We start from the raw sequence: 14,815 nt of genomic DNA on the forward strand, positions 1-14,815 counted from the left end.
GTCTAGCCGATCCCGATGCCCGTGTTCAGCGACATGGCCTCGATCGACTCCAGCACGATCGCGCGCATCGCGGTCTCGGCCTCGCGGGTGTGCCCGAGCTGGACGGCCTCGGCCACGTCGCCGTGCAGCCGGATCGCGGCGGTCTCGGGCTCGGCGGGCATCAGGTTGTGGTGGGTGCGGCCGGCCAGGACCTCCGCCACGACCTGGGCCAGGCCGGAGAACATCTCGTTGCCGGACGCCTCCAGGATCGTGCGGTGGAAGGTGATGTCGTGCTCCAGGTAGGCGTCCAGGTCACCGCGCTTCGCGGTCACGGACATGCCGATCACCGCGGCGGTGAGCGTGCCGCACTGCTCGGGGGTGCAGCGGGTCGCCGCCAGTGACGCGGCGACCGGCTCGATGCCGCAGCGGAGCTGGCTCAGGGATTCGAGCTGGGCCATGCGGTCGGGGCCGGCCAGCCGCCAGCGGATGATCCGCGGGTCGAAGAGGTTCCACTGCGAACGCGGCAGCACGGTGACGCCGATGCGCCGCCTGCTCGCGACCAACTGCATCGACTCGAGCACGCGTACGGCCTCGCGCATGACCGTGCGCGACACCCCGAGGTCCTCCTCGAGCCGCTCGATCCGCAGCACCTCTCCTTCGGGGGTCTCTCCGGAGACGATCGCCAGGCCGAGCTGGTCGAGCACACGATCGTGCAGCCCTCCGGAGCGGTCGCTCGGCTGCTGTCTGTCCGGCACGCCGGGCATGCGTCCGCCTCTCATAAGTATGCTTTTTTCTCTGATGTCTTGCCTTGGATCATACTTTTACTTCAAGATGCTCAGACATCATCTCATCGGGGACCTGATCGCGTGAGTTCTTCACTTTTTGTAGCACCTTTGGTTGTCGTCATGGGCGTGACAGGCGCCGGCAAGACGACCGTGGGACACGCCCTCGCCGACACGCTCGGAGCCGACTACGCCGACGCCGACGCGTTCCACAGCGAGGGCAACGTCGCCAAGATGAGCGCGGGCGAGCCGCTCGACGACGCCGACCGCGGGCCCTGGCTCCACGCGGTCGGCGACTGGCTCGCCGCGCGCGGCCCGGCCGGAGGCGTCGTGTCCTGCTCGGCGCTCAAGCGGACCTACCGCGACATCCTGCGCGAGCACGGCCCGTCGGTCTGGTTCCTCCACCTGGCCGGTCCCCCCGACGTCGCCGCCGCCAGGGTCGGCGGGCGCGAGGGGCATTTCATGCCGGTCTCCCTGGTCACCGCGCAGTACGCCGCGCTCGAACCGCTCGCGGACGACGAACCCGGGCTCACCGTCGAGTTCGTCCTTCCCCCCGAGCGGATCGTCGAGCGGGCGCTGCGCGCCCTCGCGGACATCCAGGCCGATTCCTCCAAGGAGGTCGTATGAGCAGCTCCCCCACCCGGAACGCCGTGGCGTCCGGCCGGCGGGCGGACGCCGGCGACGGGAAAGGCTCCGTCGAGCTCCGCTCGGTCAGCAAGTCCTTCGGCGGCGTCACCGTCGTCAAGGACCTCGACCTCTCGGTGAACCCCGGGGAGTTCCTCTCCCTGCTCGGCCCGTCCGGGTGCGGCAAGACGACGACCCTGCGCATGCTCGCCGGCTTCGAGCAGCCCGACAGCGGCGAGGTCCTCATCTCGGGCGCCGCCGTGCAGCACCTGCCGCCGCACAAGCGCGACGTCAACACCGTGTTCCAGTCCTACGCGCTCTTCCCGCACATGACCGTCGCGGCGAACATCGCGTACGGGCTGCGCCAGCGGCGCGGGATCGACCGGGCGGAGATCCGGTCGCGCGTGGCCGAGGCGCTCGACATGGTGCAGATGACGCGCTTCGCCGACCGCAAGCCGAACCGGCTCTCCGGCGGCCAGCAGCAGCGCGTCGCCCTCGCCCGCGCCCTGGTCAACCGGCCCGGCGTGCTGCTCCTCGACGAGCCGCTCGCCGCGCTCGACCGCAAGCTCCGCGAGGACATGCAGGTCGAGCTCAAGCTCCTGCAGAGCCGTCTCGGCACGACGTTCGTCTTCGTCACCCACGACCAGGAGGAGGCCCTGTCGATGAGCGACCGGGTCGCGGTGATGCTGGACGGCCGGATCGAGCAGATCGCCGACCCCTACACGGTCTACGAGCGGCCGGCCACCGCGTTCGTCGCCGGCTTCATCGGCCAGCAGAACTTCTTCGACGGCACCGTCGCCGACGCGGGCCGCGCGATCGAGATCGACGGTGGAACGGTCCTTCCCGCCGAGCCGGTCACGATCCACGGCTCCGGAGCCGCCGCGGTGCGCGTCGCCGTACGGCCCGAGGCCGTCACCGTGGCCGAGGCGGCGCCGGCCGGGCCCGACGGCTCGGCCAACGCCCTGCCCGGCGCCGTCGCCGCGGTCTCCCTGCTCGGCGACGTCCTGCAGTACGTCGTGCACGCCGACGCCGGTCACGAGCTGCTGGCCCGCGTGCCGCGCCGCCAGGCGGGCCGTCTCGCCGAGGGCGCCCGCGTGTGGTGCTCCTGGGCCCCCTCCGACGTCCACGTCTTCCCCGCTGAAGTCACTCCCCGAGCCCCGATTGGAAGCGCCAAGTGAACCACCACGACCACACACCCCGCCTTCTCGCGCCCGCGGCACGCGTGGCCGGCCTGCCCCGCCGCACGTTCCTCGCCGGGCTCGCGGCCGCCGCCGGGGCGCCCCTGCTCGCGGCCTGCGGCGGGTCCTCGGGCTCCGGCGGCTCCGGCGCGGCCGCCCAGCTCCGCGCGTACTCCTGGAGCGCGTACGACGACCCGAAGGTGCTGGCGGAGTTCACCGCCAAGCACGGCCCCAAGGTGATCGTCGACTCCTACAGCTCCAACGAGGAGATGATCGCGAAGCTCGCGGCGGCCAAGGGGACGAGCGGCTACGACATCGTCATCCCGACCGGGGTCTTCGTCCCGCAGATGGCCGCGAACGGGCTGCTGCAGGAGCTGGACCACGGCAAGCTGCCCAACCTCGCCAACCTGGACAAGGCCTTCCAGAACCAGGAGTGGGACGAGGGCAACAAGTACACGGTGACGAAGTACTGGGGGACCACCGGCTTCGTCTACGACACCGGGGTCGTCAAGCGCGACCTGAAGACCTGGGACGACTTCTTCGACGCCGCCCAGAAGGAGGCCAGCGGCAAGACCTCGCTGGTCGACGACCCGGGCGAGATCTGCGCCATGCTGTGTTTCGCCAGGGGGTGGCACCAGAGCACCACCGACAAGGCCCAGCTCGACCAGATCGAGACGTTCCTCGTCGACACGCTCGCCCCGCACATCGCCGCCTTCGACTCCTCGCCCGGCAGCAGCGCGATCCCGCAGGGCACGCACGTCCTCATGCACTGCTGGAACGGCGACGCCCGGCGCGGCATCCTCGCGAGCAGCGAGCAGGACCGCTGGAAGTGGGTGCTGCCCGGCCCCAAGACCAACCTCTGGATGGACAACTGGGCGATCGTGAAGGGCAGCGCCAACGCCGACGCCGCGCACGAGCTCATCAATTACGTGCTCGACCCGGCCGTCGCGATCAAGCAGGTGGACTTCGTCGGCTACGGCAGCGGCGTCACCGGCAGCGAGGAGGAGGCGCGCAAGCTCAAGCTCGGGCTGATCGACATGATCTTCCCGTCCGCCGAGCAGGTCGCCACGATGTACACCGGGGTCATCAACGAGGGCCAGGAGCGGCGGATGGCCATCGTCAACAAGATGAAGGCCAAGGCCGGCGCATGACCTCCGACCGCCGCGTCCCGCGCGCGGCGCGGCGAGCCGTCCCGCCGGGGCTGCTCGCCACGCCCGCCCTGGCATGGCTCGCCCTGTTCTTCGTGGCCCCGGTCGGGCTGGTGTTCTGGTACTCCCTCGGCCGCAAGCCGGGGCTGTACCAGACCCACGCCAACGACGTGCTGACGCTGGACCGCTACCGGGAGGCGCTCGGCGACACGTTCCTGACGAGCTTCTCCGGGACCCTGCGCATCGGCGTGACCGGCACCGCGCTCTGCCTGGCGATCGGCCTGCCGTTCGCGTACTGGCTGGCGGTCAAGGTGCGGCCGCACCGGCGCTTCGTCGTGCTGGCCCTCGTGCTCGTGCCGTTCTGGACGAACTTCCTGATCCGCACGATCGGCTGGCAGGTCGTCCTGTCGCCCGAGGGCTTCGCCTCCCGGGCCATGCAGAGCCTCGGGCTGATCGACGCGCCGTTCTCGATGCTCTTCACCCGGGGCGCCGTGCTGCTCGGCGTCGTCTACAACTACCTGCCCATGATGATCCTCCCGCTCTACGTCGCCCTGGACCGGATCGACGGATCGTTGCGCGAGGCGAGCAACGACCTGGGCGCCAACCGGTGGCGTACGGCGCTGCAGGTCACGCTGCCGCTCGCCCGGCCGGGCATCGCGGCCGGGCTGCTCCTCGTGTTCATCCCGCTCATGGGCGACTACGTCACCGCGGCGGTCCTCGGCGGCGCGCGCGGCAACATGGTCGGCCAGCTCGTCGCCAGCCAGTTCCAGCAGGCGCAGAACTGGGCGCTCGGCTCGGCGATGGCCGTGGTGCTGATCGTCGTCATCGCCCTGACGATCCTCGCCACGGCGGCGGCCGGCGCCGTCTGCACCTGGTTGCTCACCCACCGGCGGCGCCGCGAGCTCGCCGGGATCGCGGAAGGGAGCGCCGCATGAGATCGCGGCCGATCGTGGACCGGCTCCTGGGCGTGTGGGGCCTTCTCGTGATCGCGTTCCTCTTCACGCCGATCGCCGTCATCGTCGTCTACTCCTTCAACAGCGGGCGGCTGCTGGCCTCCTGGGAGGGGTTCGGGCTCGACGCCTACTCCGCGGCGCTGTCCAACGACGACATCCTGTCCGCCGTGTCCGTGTCGGTGCGGGCCGCGGCGGGCGCGGCGGTGATCGCCGTGGTGCTCGGCACCCTGTGCGGGTACGCGCTGGCCCGCCATCCGGGAGGGCGGATCGGGCGGCTGGTCACCACGCTGCTCGCGCTGGTGCTGGTGACGCCGGAGATCGTCTCCGGTGTGGCGCTGCTCCCGTGGTTCGTCTCCCTCGGCGTGGACCAGAACCTCACGCTCTTCAACAGCGGATGGGTCCGGCTCGTGGTCGCCCACTCGTTGTTCGCGACGGCTGTGGTGACCTTCCTCGTCCGCGCCCGGATGCAGGGGATGGACTCCTCTCTGGAGGAGGCGGCGGCCGACCTGTACACGCCGCCGCTGCGCCGCTTCCGGTCGGTCACCCTGCCGCTGCTGCTGCCGTCCGTGCTGGCCGGCGCGCTGATGGCGTTCACGCTGAGCCTCGACAACACGATCATCTCCGCGTTCGTGCAGGTCTCCGGCTCGACGTCCTGGCCCGTCTACGTCTTCAGCGCGGTGCGGGCGGGGCTGCGCCCCGAGCTCGCGGCGATGTCGGCGGTGATGCTGCTGCTCACCCTGGCCGCGCTGGCGGCGGTGGCGCTCGTGTTGCGGCGCGCCGGCGGCTCCAAGGAGACCGTCGGCGCCCTGTCCGGCGTCCGCTGACCCCTTCCCTCGTTCCCATCCCCCGTTCCCCATCCCCGCAGAAAGCGAGATGTGCGTCCCGATGGCGGGAAACCTGTTGATCCGCAATGCCCACCTGCCGCTGGCCGGGCGGGAGGACGTGTCGTGGTCGATCCGGGTCGCGGACGGCCTGATCGCCGAGGTCGTCCCGGACGACGCCGGGGTCCCCGCGGTCCCGGCCGGGACGGACACGCTGGACGCGGAGGGGCGGTCCGTCCTGCCCGCCTTCGCCGACTCCCACGTCCACGTGCCCGAGTCCGGAGTCGAGCTCCTGCGGTGCGACCTCACCGGCTGCGAGAGCCGGGACGAGGTGCTGCGGGCGGTCGCCGACTACGCGCGCGCCCATCCCGGCGAGGAGTGGATCCTCGGCCGGGGCTGGGCGCTGCCCCATTTCTCCGAGCGTCCTCCGACCCGTGAGGAGCTCGACGCCGTCTGCGGCGGGCGTCCCGCGTACCTGGCCAACCGGGACGGCCACAGCGCCTGGGTCAGCACGGCGGCGCTCGACCGGGTGGCGCCTGAGCTGCTCCGCGACCCGCCGCCCGGCGGCCGCGTGGACCGGGACGCCGACGGCGCGCCGACCGGGCTGCTCCACGAGTCGGCAATGCAGCTCGTCTCCGACCTGGTCCCGCCGGTCGGCCCGGAGGACCTGCGGCGCGGCCTGCTGGAGGCGCAGCGGCGGATGTTCTCCTACGGGGTGACGTCGTGGCAGGACGCCATCGTCGGGCCGTTCGTCCCCACCACCGACATCTACGACGTCTACCGCCGCGCCGCCGCCGACGGCAGCCTGCGCGCGCGGGTGACCGGCGCCCTGTGGTGGCCGCGCGACGCCTCGGAGAGCACCCTCGCCGAGCTGGTCGAGCAGCGTCGGGGCTGCCCGCCGGACTCCCGGTTCTCCTGCACCGCGATCAAGATCATGTACGACGGGGTGTGCGAGACCCACACGGCCGCGCTGTCGCGCCCGTACGTCGGCGTCGCCGGCGCGGGCACCGGCCTGACCTTCTTCGACCCCGCCGGTCTGGCCCGGGCGGTGCCGGAGATGGACGCCGCGGGGTTCGACCTCCACTTCCACGCGATCGGGGACCGCGCGGTCAGCGAGTGTCTCGACCTGGTGGAGGCGGCGCACCGCGCCAACGGCCCGCGCGACCGGCGGCACCAGCTCGCGCACCTGCAGATCGCGGACGACCGCAGCGTGGCGCGCATGGCCGCGCTCGGCGTCATCGCGAACGTCCAGCCGTACTGGGCCCAGGCCGACGCGCAGATGCTCGACATGACGATCCCGTACCTGCCCGGCGACCTGGCCGCGCTGCAGTACCGCTTCCGCACGCTGGAGGACGCGGACGTCCGCCTCGCCTTCGGCAGCGACTGGCCGGTGAGCACGCCCGACCCGATGGACTGGATCCACGTCGCGGTCAACCGGAGCCACCCCGGCGAACCGGACGCGCCGCTGTTCGCCCCGGACGAGGCGATCAGCCTGCGCTCCGCGCTGCGGGCCGCCACGGCGGGCTCGGCGTACGCGCTGCGCCGCGAGCACGAGGCGGGCCGGCTGGAACCGGGCCTCCGCGCGGACGTGGTGGTCCTGGACCGCCGTCTCGACGAGACCGTGCGCGAGGAGATCAGCGAGACGCGGGTCGACGTGACCCTGGTCGACGGCGAGCCGGTCTGGACGAGGTGACCGCCCGCCGGCACTCCCGGCGCGGGCCCTCACCCCGCGCGGCGGCGGGGGCGGATCAGGGGTCGAGGGGCTCGTAGGCGGCGACCTCCCGGGAGGCGAGACGGGCGAGGCCGTCGCCGACGACGTACTTCTGGAAGTGCTCGGAGGCCCGGTGTGCCTCGAAGGCGGCGGCGTCGACGTACCGTTCGTAGATCATGAACCGCCGGGGGTCGTCGGCGGAGACGTGGGCCTCGTAGACGAGGTTGCCCGGCTCCCGGCGGGACAGCGGGGTGATGGTCCGGATGATGTCGGCGACGGCGTTCTCCTCGCCGTCGCGCGCGGTCCAGACGGCTTGCACGACATAGGCCATGCCGGGGCACTTTAGGGTGAATGTCCTGAAATGTCACGCCAACTTTGGGTGCTTGACATATCGCACGGCCTGGGAATAACGTCCCGTCAACCGACAGGCACAGACGAAGACATCCCTGTCAGTGGTCTTCGTCTGTGCTTTTTGTCGTTCCCGGACCGCTGGCTAGGGACTCAACCCCCCTGAAAGGCGGCTGGGCATGAACGACGGCCCTGCGAACACGAGAACGGCGGTCATCCGCGACGCGGGAGACGCGGCCGGCCTCATCGACACCCTCAAGCGCCTGAGCGGCAGGGCGAACTGGATCTGGTTCCTCGCCCTGGCGGGACTGTTCCTGGACGCCTACTCCAACGCGGCGCTGGGTGCCGGCCTGTCCCCCATGGTCAAGCAACTGGACCTCTCCCCCACCGAGGTCGGCGTGCTCACCGCCATGGCCCCGGCTATCGCGATCGTCTCCAACCCCTTCGGCGGCTGGCTCGCCGCGCGCGTCGGCCGGGTCAGGCCGCTGCTGATCACGAAGGTCGTCTTCGCGGTCGGCGCGCTGCTGACCGCGGCTGGTTCCGACTTCCAGACGGTCTTCGCCGGCCGGGGCCTGGTCGGCATCGCGTACGGCATGGACTTCGCCGTCGCGATGGCGCTGCTCGCCGAGTACACCCCCGCCTCCCTCAAGGGCAGGCTCAACTTCTGGCAGGGCGTCTGGTACACGGCCACGACCGTGAACCTCCTGCTCACGCTCGCCTTCTACCGGTTCGACGTCGGCGCCGACATCTGGCGCTGGTCCGTCGGCTCCTCCGCCGTCTTCGCGCTCGCCCTGCTCGCCCTGCAGCTCGCCTTCCTGGTGGAGAGCCCGACCTGGCTCGCGTCCAAGGGCCGGCTGAGCGAGGCCGCCGCCAACCTGCGCCGCATGTACGGCTTCGCCGCGGAGGCGGGGGAACGGGAGCCCGGACAGGCCGGCGGGACCGCCCGCCCGGTCGGGCTGGGGGACGCCGGCGTGCTCTTCCGCGCCCCCTACCTGCCCCGGACCGTGTTGTCGACCGTCATCTCCCTCACCCAGGCCATGCAGTACTTCGCGGTGGGCTGGTACCTGCCGGTGATCAGCCTTGAGCTGTTCGGCGAGGAGTTCGAGAAGGCCACCCTCGGCTCCATGGCGTTCAACGCGGTCGGCATCGTCGGCGGCTGCCTGTCGGCGTACGCCGGCCGCCGGCTCGGCCTGCGGGTCAGCTCGATGGCCGGGTACGCCATGGTGTTCGTCGCCCTGCTGGTCATGGGCGCGACGTTCAAGGAACTGCCCGTCGCGATCGCCGCGCTGCTGCCGGTCGTGTTCATCTTCTGCCACTCCGCGGGCCCGGGCCCGAACGGCAAGTCGATCGCGGCGCTGTCGTACCGCAGCGACATCCGCACGCTGGGCACCGGCGTGACCGGGATGCTCGGCAGCCTCGGATCGGTCGCCGGCCTGTACCTGTTCCCGCAGCTCCAGGCGGGCATCGGCGTGGGCGGCAGCCTGATGGCCCTGTCGGTGGTGCCCCTGGTCGGCCTGCTGACCTGCGTGGCGATCAAGTGGGACCCGACCCGCGTCGCCGTGAACCTCGAAGAGGAGGCGATCCGCCTCCAGCCCCGTACGCCGGTGTCGGCCTGAACGGTGTCCGCCCGGACACGACGAAAGGACCTTCGCGGATGACCAGGGAACGCCGGCGAGGCGTACTCAGCATCGATGAGGGCACCACGGGCACCCGCGCCGCCGTCGTCCTCGACGACGGTGGCGCCGCCCCGGCCGCGTACCTGCCCATCTCCGTCCGCTCGCCCGACCATCTGCGCGTCGAGCAGGACGGCACGGAGATCTGGCTGAACACCGTCCAGGTGTCCCGTGAGGCGCTGGACTGGGCGGCCGCGAACGGCGTGGAGATCACCGGGGTGTCGATCTCCACCCAGCGGGCCACGGTCCTGCTGTGGGACACGGTGACCGGCGCGCCGCTGAGCCAGGCCGTGGTGTGGCAGGACCGCCGGTACGCCGCCCGCCTGCGGGAGTGGGAGCCGGACTGGGACGCCCGCCTCGTCGAGCACACCGGCCGCCCGGTCGGCTCCCGGGCGCCGCTGCTGTGGGCGGCGGAGGAGGCCGCCGGGAACGAGGCCGCCCGGCGGGCCCACGCCGAGGGGCGGCTCGCGTTCGGATCGGTGGACACCTGGCTGGTCTGGAAGCTCACCGGCGGCGCCCGCCACGTCATGTCCGCCACGAACGCCGTCGCGGCCGGCGCGTACGACCTGCGGACCGGGGACTGGCACGAGCCGTGGGTGACGTTCCTCGGCTGCCCGCCCGACCTGCTGCCGCGGATCGTCGACGAGGACGGCGACTTCGGCTTCACCGACCCCTCGGTCCTCGGCGCGCGGCTGCCCATCCTGTCCGTGATGGGCGACCAGCACGCGGCGATGATCGCGCTCGGCGCCCACCGGGCCGGCCAGGCGACGTGCGTCCACGGGACCGGCACGTTCGTCGACGCCGTCGCCGGCGACCGGCCGCCCGCCCACGTCCGGCAGGTGCCCGGGGTGCTCACGCTGGTCGGCTGGCGGTCCCGCGGCACGTCCGTGTTCAGCCTGGAGGGCTACGCCCCGACGACCGGCTCCGCGACCCGCTGGTTGTGCGAGCAGATCGGGCTGTTCGAGTCTCCGGCCGCGCTGGCGCGGCTCGCCCGCGAGCACACCGGGCCGACCCGGGTGCGGTTCCTGCCCGCGCTCGCGGGCCTGCGGACCCCGGTCTGGTCGCCGGAGGCCACGGGGGTCCTCACCGGGCTCAGCCTGTCCACCACCCGGGCGGAGCTGGCCCGTGCCGTCCTCGACGGTTTCGCCCACTCGGTCTGCGACCTGCTGGACGGAGTGGAGGAGGCCGTGGGCCGCCCCGTCACCGACCTGTTCTGCGGCGGCGGGCTCGCCACCAGCGACGTGCTGATGTCCAGTCAGGCGGACCTGATCGGCCGGCCCGTACGGCGGGCCCTCGGCAACGAGACCGCCAGCCTCCGCGGGGCCGCCTACCTTGGCGGCGTGCGGGCCGGGTTGTGGCCCGCCGTCTCCGCGGCCGTCGCCGGGCTCCCCGCAGGCCCCGTCTTCGAACCCACCATCTCCGACGGCGAGCGCCGCGAGGCCCGCGCCGAGTGGCGCGACCTGCTGGCCCGCCACATCGCCGCCGCCGGCCCCGGCCCGCGCGGCACCGAACCCGACTCACAGGAGGAACCACCGTCGTGATCCGGCTTCCCGAACGCAAGGCGAGGTCAGAGACGAGGAGCGCCATCCGCCGAACCGCGCTGAGGCTCGACCGCCAGGGCCAGATCGAGCGGCTCGCGTCGCGACCCGTCGACGTGCTCGTCGTCGGCGGCGGCGTCACCGGCTGCTACACCGCGCTGGACGCCGTCACCCGCGGCCTCACCGTGGCGCTGGTGGAGCGGGACGACTTCGCGTCGGGCACGTCCTCCAAGTCGTCCAAGATGGTCCACGGCGGCCTGCGGTACATCGAACAGGGCAACCTGCCGCTGGTCCGGCGCTCGCTGCTGGAGCGGCAGCGCTTCCGCCGCAACGCGCCGCACCTGGTGCAGCGGTTGCCGTTCGTCTTCCCCGTGCTCTCGCAGGACGGCGTCTTCGACGCGCGCATCGCCACGGCCTTCGAGGGCCTGCTCTGGACCTACGACCTCGCCGGGGGATGGCGCATCGGCAGGCTGCACCAGCGGCTCAGCGTCCCCGAGGTCCTCGCCCGCGCGCCGCGGCTGCGCGCCGACCGGCTCAAGGGCGGGCTGCTCTACTACGACAGCCGCACGGACGACGCCCGGCTCACCCTGACCATCGCGCGGACCGCCGCGCACTTCGGGGCGACCGTGCTCAACGGCGCCGCCTGCCGCGCCCTCATCCGCGAGGGCGGCCGGGTGCGCGGCGCGACCGTCGAGGTGGACGGCCGTGAGATCGACGTGCGCGCGGGCGTGGTGATCAACGCCACCGGCGTCTGGTCGGACACGCTCGACGCCATGTCGGACCCCGGCCACCGGCCCCGGATCCGCCCCGCCAAGGGGGTGCACATCGTGGTGCCGTGGACCAGGCTGCCGATCGACGGCACCGTCACCGTGCCCATCCCCGGACGGGCGCGCCGCGCCACCTGCACCCGCTGGGGGGACGTGGTGGTCGTCGGCACGACCGACACCGACTACGACGGCTCCCTGGACGAGGTGCTGTGCACGGGCGCGGAGATGCGGTACCTGCTCGACGGGGCCAACACCGCGTTCGACGCCGGCCTCACCCCCGGCGACGTGGTCGGCTCGATCGCCGGACTGCGCCCCCTGGTCGGCGGCAAGGACGGCAAGGAGGGCGCCACCCTCGACATGAGCCGCGACCACCGCGTCTCGACCGACGCGTACGGGCTGGTCACCGTCACCGGCGGCAAGCTCACCACCAGCCGCCACATGGGCGAGCTCGTGGTGGACGAGGCGCTGAAGGCGCTCGGCCGCCAGGCCCGCTGCCGCACCGTCCGCCTCCCCCTCCTCGGGGGCGCGGGGTACGACGCGGAGGCCACCTCGGCCACCGGCGGGCTCGGCGCCCACCTGGGCGGCCGGTACGGCACCGAGGCCCGCTTCGTCGCCGACCTCTTCAACGAGGACCCCTCCCTCGCCGAGCCCGTCGTCGAGGGCGCCGCCCACCTGCGGGCCGAGGTGGTCTACGCGGCCCGGTGCGAGCTGGCGCGGAACGTCGACGACGTGCTGTCCCGCCGCACCCGGATGCGGGTGTTCGCCCGGGACCTGTCGGTCGAGGCGGCCCCGGAGGTGGGCCGGCTGCTCCAGAGGGAGCTCGGGTTGTCCGACGACGAGGTCGCCCGGCAGGTCGACGACTACATCTCCGGCATCGAGCGCGAGAAGACCGTACTGATGGAGGGAATTTCATGATCAGCAGGCAGACCGTCACCCACCCGTTCAACCGGGGCGACTACGTCGTGGGCGCGCCCACCCCGCCGCGCTGGGCCGCGGACTGCCCGCCGGGGAAGGGGAAGGCCAGCCTGCAGGGCGACGTGGTCCCCGTTCCCGACGCGGTCGTCGCCGAGTTGCGCGCGGTCGCCGCCGCGGTCCACACGGACCGGGACGAGGTGATCCGGCGCACCCGCGACTGGTGGGCGGGCACGTCCATCGGGGAGACCGACGGCGACCCCGCCACCCCGGACGCCGTGATCGTCGAGGCGGCCGACGAGGAGCAGGTGGCCGCGGTCGTCCGCGTCTGCCACGCGCACGGCATCCCGCTGACGGTCTCGGCCGGCCGCAGCAACGTCCTCGGCGCCGCCCTGCCGGTGTTCGGCGGGGTCGTGCTGGACGTCTGCCGGCTCAACCGGATCGTCTCCTTCGACGCCGAGTCGATGATCGTCGAGGTGCAGGCGGGCATGTTCGGCGACCTGTTCGAGAAGGAGCTGCAGGAGGTCCACGGCGCCACCACCGGGCACTGGCCGTCCGCCTTCGCCATCTCCACGGTCGGCGGCTGGGCGGCCTGCCGCGGCGCCGGCCAGCTCTCCACCCGGTACGGGAAGATCGAGGACATGGTCGTCGGGCTGGACGTGGTCCTCCCCGACGGGAGCACCGCCACGTACGGCGCCTATCCCCGGGCGGCGGTCGGCCCGGACCTCCGCCAGCTCTTCATCGGCTCCGAGGGCACCCTGGGCGTGATCACCCGGCTGCGGCTGCGCACCCACCGGCTGCCCGAGTACGCGGCCGGTCTCGCGTACGGGTTCGAGACGTTCGCGGCGGGGCTGGACGCCTGCCGGGAGATCCTCCAGCGCGGGGCGACCCCCGCCGTGCTGCGCCTGTACGACGCGCACGAGAGCGGCACCCACTTCGGCGAGCCGGGCACCAACCTGCTGCTCATCGCCGACGAGGGGGACCCCGTCCTGGTGGACGCCGCCATGGCCGTGGTCGAGGAGGTCTGCCGGGAGCGGGCGTCGGTGACGCTCGACGGCGACGCCGTCCTCGCCCGCTGGCTGGACGAGCGCATGCTCGTCGGCAAGTCCGGCGACGGTTTCGCCAAGGGCCCCGGCTTCGTCGCCGACACCTGTGAGATCGCCGCGCCGTGGTCGTCGCTGGCGGCGATCTACGACGACGTGGTCGCGGCGATCGAGGCGGTGCCGGGGACGCTGCGCGCGTCCGCCCACCAGTCGCACGCGTACACCGACGGAGCCTGCCTGTACTTCTCGCTGCGCGGCGACGTGGAGCGGCCCCGCCGCCGCGAGTGGTACCGGGCCGCCTGGGACGCCGCCAACGAGGTGCTGATCCGGCACGGCGCGGCGATCAGCCACCACCACGGGGTCGGGCTGCTGCGCTCGCCGTACGTGGAGCGCTCGCTGGGCAGCGGATTCGCCACCCTGGTGGCGGTCAAGCAGGCTCTCGACCCGGCCGGGATCATGAACCCCGGGAAGCTGGGGCTGCCCAGCCGCTTCGGGGCCGGACCGTCCGAGCAGCGCTGACGAATAAGGTGGATCGGTGAACCCTCGTCCCAAACGTCCCGTGGATCGGCGGCTGCTTGCCGCACTGGCGGAGCATCCGGTGATGGCGTCGCTCGTCGGTGCCGAGATGGCGGACCGGTTCACCACGACCTCGACCCCGCTCGGCATCCTCGCCTCGGTCCCGCTCGGCGACCTGGAGGCGACGGTCCGGCGCACGGCCGCCGCCGGGAAGATCGTGTTCGTCAACATGGACTCGACCCCCGGCCTGGGCCACGACCCCGGCGCCCTGACGTACCTCAAGGGCATCGGGGCGGTCGGGGTCTGCTCCACCCGGGCGGCGATCGTCGAGCGGGCGGCCGGCCTGGGCCTGCTCGCCATGCAGAAGGTGTTCGTGACCGACCGCTCCAACCTGCAGCGCAGTTTCCAGTCCATCGCCCGGTCCCACCCGGACCTGGTCCAGCTCATGCCGGCGGTCGTGCTGCCCTACGTGGAACGGCAGGCCAAGGAGCTGGGGGTGCCCTACCTCGCGGCCGGATTCGTCCAGAGCCCGGCGGACGTGGCGGGGGCGCTCGCCCACGGCGCCGCCGGGGTCTGCACCTCGGACGAGGACCTGTGGGAGCTGCGCCGGTCGGCCCTGCGTGCCTTCTGATCCCCCCGCCCGCGGGCGCGCCTCGGCGCCCCCGTCAGACCACCCCGCCTGATCACCCTGCCCGATCTCCCTGCCCGATCACTCCGCCCGATCACCCTGCCCGCGCCGCCGGGCGGCCCTCCCGCGCGTACGGGCGACCCGTGCGCGGCGCTCCCCCGTGTGCCTCCGGCGCGGTGCGCGCGGGGGCCGGC

At 72.8% G+C, this 14,815-nt stretch carries 13 protein-coding genes; 11 read left to right on the top strand and 2 right to left on the bottom strand.

The window, feature by feature from the left end; genetic code table 11:
- Positions 1-2: 2 nt before the first annotated feature.
- Complete coding sequence (locus AWQ70_RS19365; RefSeq protein ID WP_067177988.1) at positions 3-743, bottom strand: FadR/GntR family transcriptional regulator; 741 nt, start codon at positions 741-743, stop codon at positions 3-5.
- A 141-nt stretch (positions 744-884) separates the two neighbouring features.
- On the opposite strand from AWQ70_RS19365, the gene AWQ70_RS19370 reads away from it, so the two are divergent.
- The 6 genes from AWQ70_RS19370 to AWQ70_RS19395 all read left to right on the top strand — a co-directional run bounded on the left by AWQ70_RS19370 (position 885) and on the right by AWQ70_RS19395 (position 7,178).
- Entirely contained in the window at positions 885-1,388 is a 504-nt protein-coding gene (locus tag AWQ70_RS19370) for a gluconokinase (RefSeq protein ID WP_067177990.1), read from the top strand.
- On the top strand, positions 1,385-2,563 hold the full coding sequence (locus tag AWQ70_RS19375; protein WP_084517402.1) for an ABC transporter ATP-binding protein: 1,179 nt from the start codon (positions 1,385-1,387) through the stop codon (positions 2,561-2,563). The genes AWQ70_RS19370 and AWQ70_RS19375 overlap by 4 nt, the downstream gene beginning before the upstream one ends.
- A complete protein-coding gene (locus AWQ70_RS19380) occupies positions 2,560-3,714 on the top strand; it encodes a polyamine ABC transporter substrate-binding protein (protein ID WP_067177992.1) in 1,155 nt (384 codons plus the stop codon). The genes AWQ70_RS19375 and AWQ70_RS19380 overlap by 4 nt, the downstream gene beginning before the upstream one ends.
- A complete protein-coding gene (locus AWQ70_RS19385) occupies positions 3,711-4,646 on the top strand; it encodes an ABC transporter permease (RefSeq protein ID WP_067177994.1) in 936 nt (311 codons plus the stop codon). The genes AWQ70_RS19380 and AWQ70_RS19385 overlap by 4 nt, the downstream gene beginning before the upstream one ends.
- Complete coding sequence (locus AWQ70_RS19390) at positions 4,643-5,488, top strand: ABC transporter permease (RefSeq protein WP_067177998.1); 846 nt, start codon at positions 4,643-4,645, stop codon at positions 5,486-5,488. The genes AWQ70_RS19385 and AWQ70_RS19390 overlap by 4 nt, the downstream gene beginning before the upstream one ends.
- Positions 5,489-5,549: 61 nt before the next feature.
- Positions 5,550-7,178, top strand: coding sequence for an amidohydrolase (locus AWQ70_RS19395; protein WP_067178000.1), 1,629 nt, complete (start codon positions 5,550-5,552; stop codon positions 7,176-7,178).
- A gap of 55 nt (positions 7,179-7,233) precedes the next feature.
- Here AWQ70_RS19395 and AWQ70_RS19400 read toward each other — a convergent pair whose 3' ends face one another.
- The gene (locus tag AWQ70_RS19400) at positions 7,234-7,527 is read right to left on the bottom strand and encodes a putative quinol monooxygenase (protein WP_067178002.1); all 294 of its coding nucleotides are present in this window, start codon (positions 7,525-7,527) and stop codon (positions 7,234-7,236) included.
- Between the two features lie 196 nt (positions 7,528-7,723).
- On the opposite strand from AWQ70_RS19400, the gene AWQ70_RS19405 reads away from it, so the two are divergent.
- Genes AWQ70_RS19405 through AWQ70_RS19425 form a run of 5 tightly spaced genes read left to right on the top strand, consistent with a single transcriptional unit; the run spans position 7,724 to position 14,624 of the window.
- Complete coding sequence (locus tag AWQ70_RS19405) at positions 7,724-9,160, top strand: MFS transporter (RefSeq protein ID WP_067178004.1); 1,437 nt, start codon at positions 7,724-7,726, stop codon at positions 9,158-9,160.
- A gap of 38 nt (positions 9,161-9,198) precedes the next feature.
- Positions 9,199-10,758, top strand: a complete 1,560-nt coding sequence (locus tag AWQ70_RS19410) for an FGGY family carbohydrate kinase (RefSeq protein ID WP_067178006.1) — start codon at positions 9,199-9,201, stop codon at positions 10,756-10,758.
- On the top strand, positions 10,755-12,437 hold the full coding sequence (locus AWQ70_RS19415; protein WP_067178008.1) for a glycerol-3-phosphate dehydrogenase/oxidase: 1,683 nt from the start codon (positions 10,755-10,757) through the stop codon (positions 12,435-12,437). Before AWQ70_RS19410 ends, AWQ70_RS19415 begins: the two co-directional genes overlap by 4 nt.
- A complete protein-coding gene (locus AWQ70_RS19420; RefSeq protein ID WP_067178010.1) occupies positions 12,434-13,996 on the top strand; it encodes an FAD-binding oxidoreductase in 1,563 nt (520 codons plus the stop codon). The genes AWQ70_RS19415 and AWQ70_RS19420 overlap by 4 nt, the downstream gene beginning before the upstream one ends.
- Before the next feature lie 16 nt (positions 13,997-14,012).
- Positions 14,013-14,624, top strand: coding sequence for a glycerol-3-phosphate responsive antiterminator (locus AWQ70_RS19425; RefSeq protein ID WP_218004592.1), 612 nt, complete (start codon positions 14,013-14,015; stop codon positions 14,622-14,624).
- The last annotated feature ends 191 nt before the right edge of the window (positions 14,625-14,815 follow it).

This window comes from Microtetraspora niveoalba, from assembly GCF_001570405.1.
Lineage (GTDB): Bacteria > Actinomycetota > Actinomycetes > Streptosporangiales > Streptosporangiaceae > Microtetraspora > Microtetraspora niveoalba.

Bases quoted from the DNA above. Each gene is read 5' to 3' on its own strand.
- AWQ70_RS19395 (WP_067178000.1), top strand. From the start codon at position 5,550: ATGGCGGGAAACCTGTTGATCCGCAATGCCCACCTGCCGCTGGCCGGG.
- AWQ70_RS19400 (WP_067178002.1), bottom strand. From the start codon at position 7,527: ATGGCCTATGTCGTGCAAGCCGTCTGGACCGCGCGCGACGGCGAGGAG.
- AWQ70_RS19420 (WP_067178010.1), top strand. From the start codon at position 12,434: ATGATCAGCAGGCAGACCGTCACCCACCCGTTCAACCGGGGCGACTAC.
- AWQ70_RS19385 (WP_067177994.1), top strand. From the start codon at position 3,711: ATGACCTCCGACCGCCGCGTCCCGCGCGCGGCGCGGCGAGCCGTCCCG.
- AWQ70_RS19405 (WP_067178004.1), top strand. From the start codon at position 7,724: ATGAACGACGGCCCTGCGAACACGAGAACGGCGGTCATCCGCGACGCG.
- AWQ70_RS19375 (WP_084517402.1), top strand. From the start codon at position 1,385: ATGAGCAGCTCCCCCACCCGGAACGCCGTGGCGTCCGGCCGGCGGGCG.
- AWQ70_RS19370 (WP_067177990.1), top strand. From the start codon at position 885: ATGGGCGTGACAGGCGCCGGCAAGACGACCGTGGGACACGCCCTCGCC.
- AWQ70_RS19410 (WP_067178006.1), top strand. From the start codon at position 9,199: ATGACCAGGGAACGCCGGCGAGGCGTACTCAGCATCGATGAGGGCACC.
- AWQ70_RS19365 (WP_067177988.1), bottom strand. From the start codon at position 743: ATGCCCGGCGTGCCGGACAGACAGCAGCCGAGCGACCGCTCCGGAGGG.
- AWQ70_RS19390 (WP_067177998.1), top strand. From the start codon at position 4,643: ATGAGATCGCGGCCGATCGTGGACCGGCTCCTGGGCGTGTGGGGCCTT.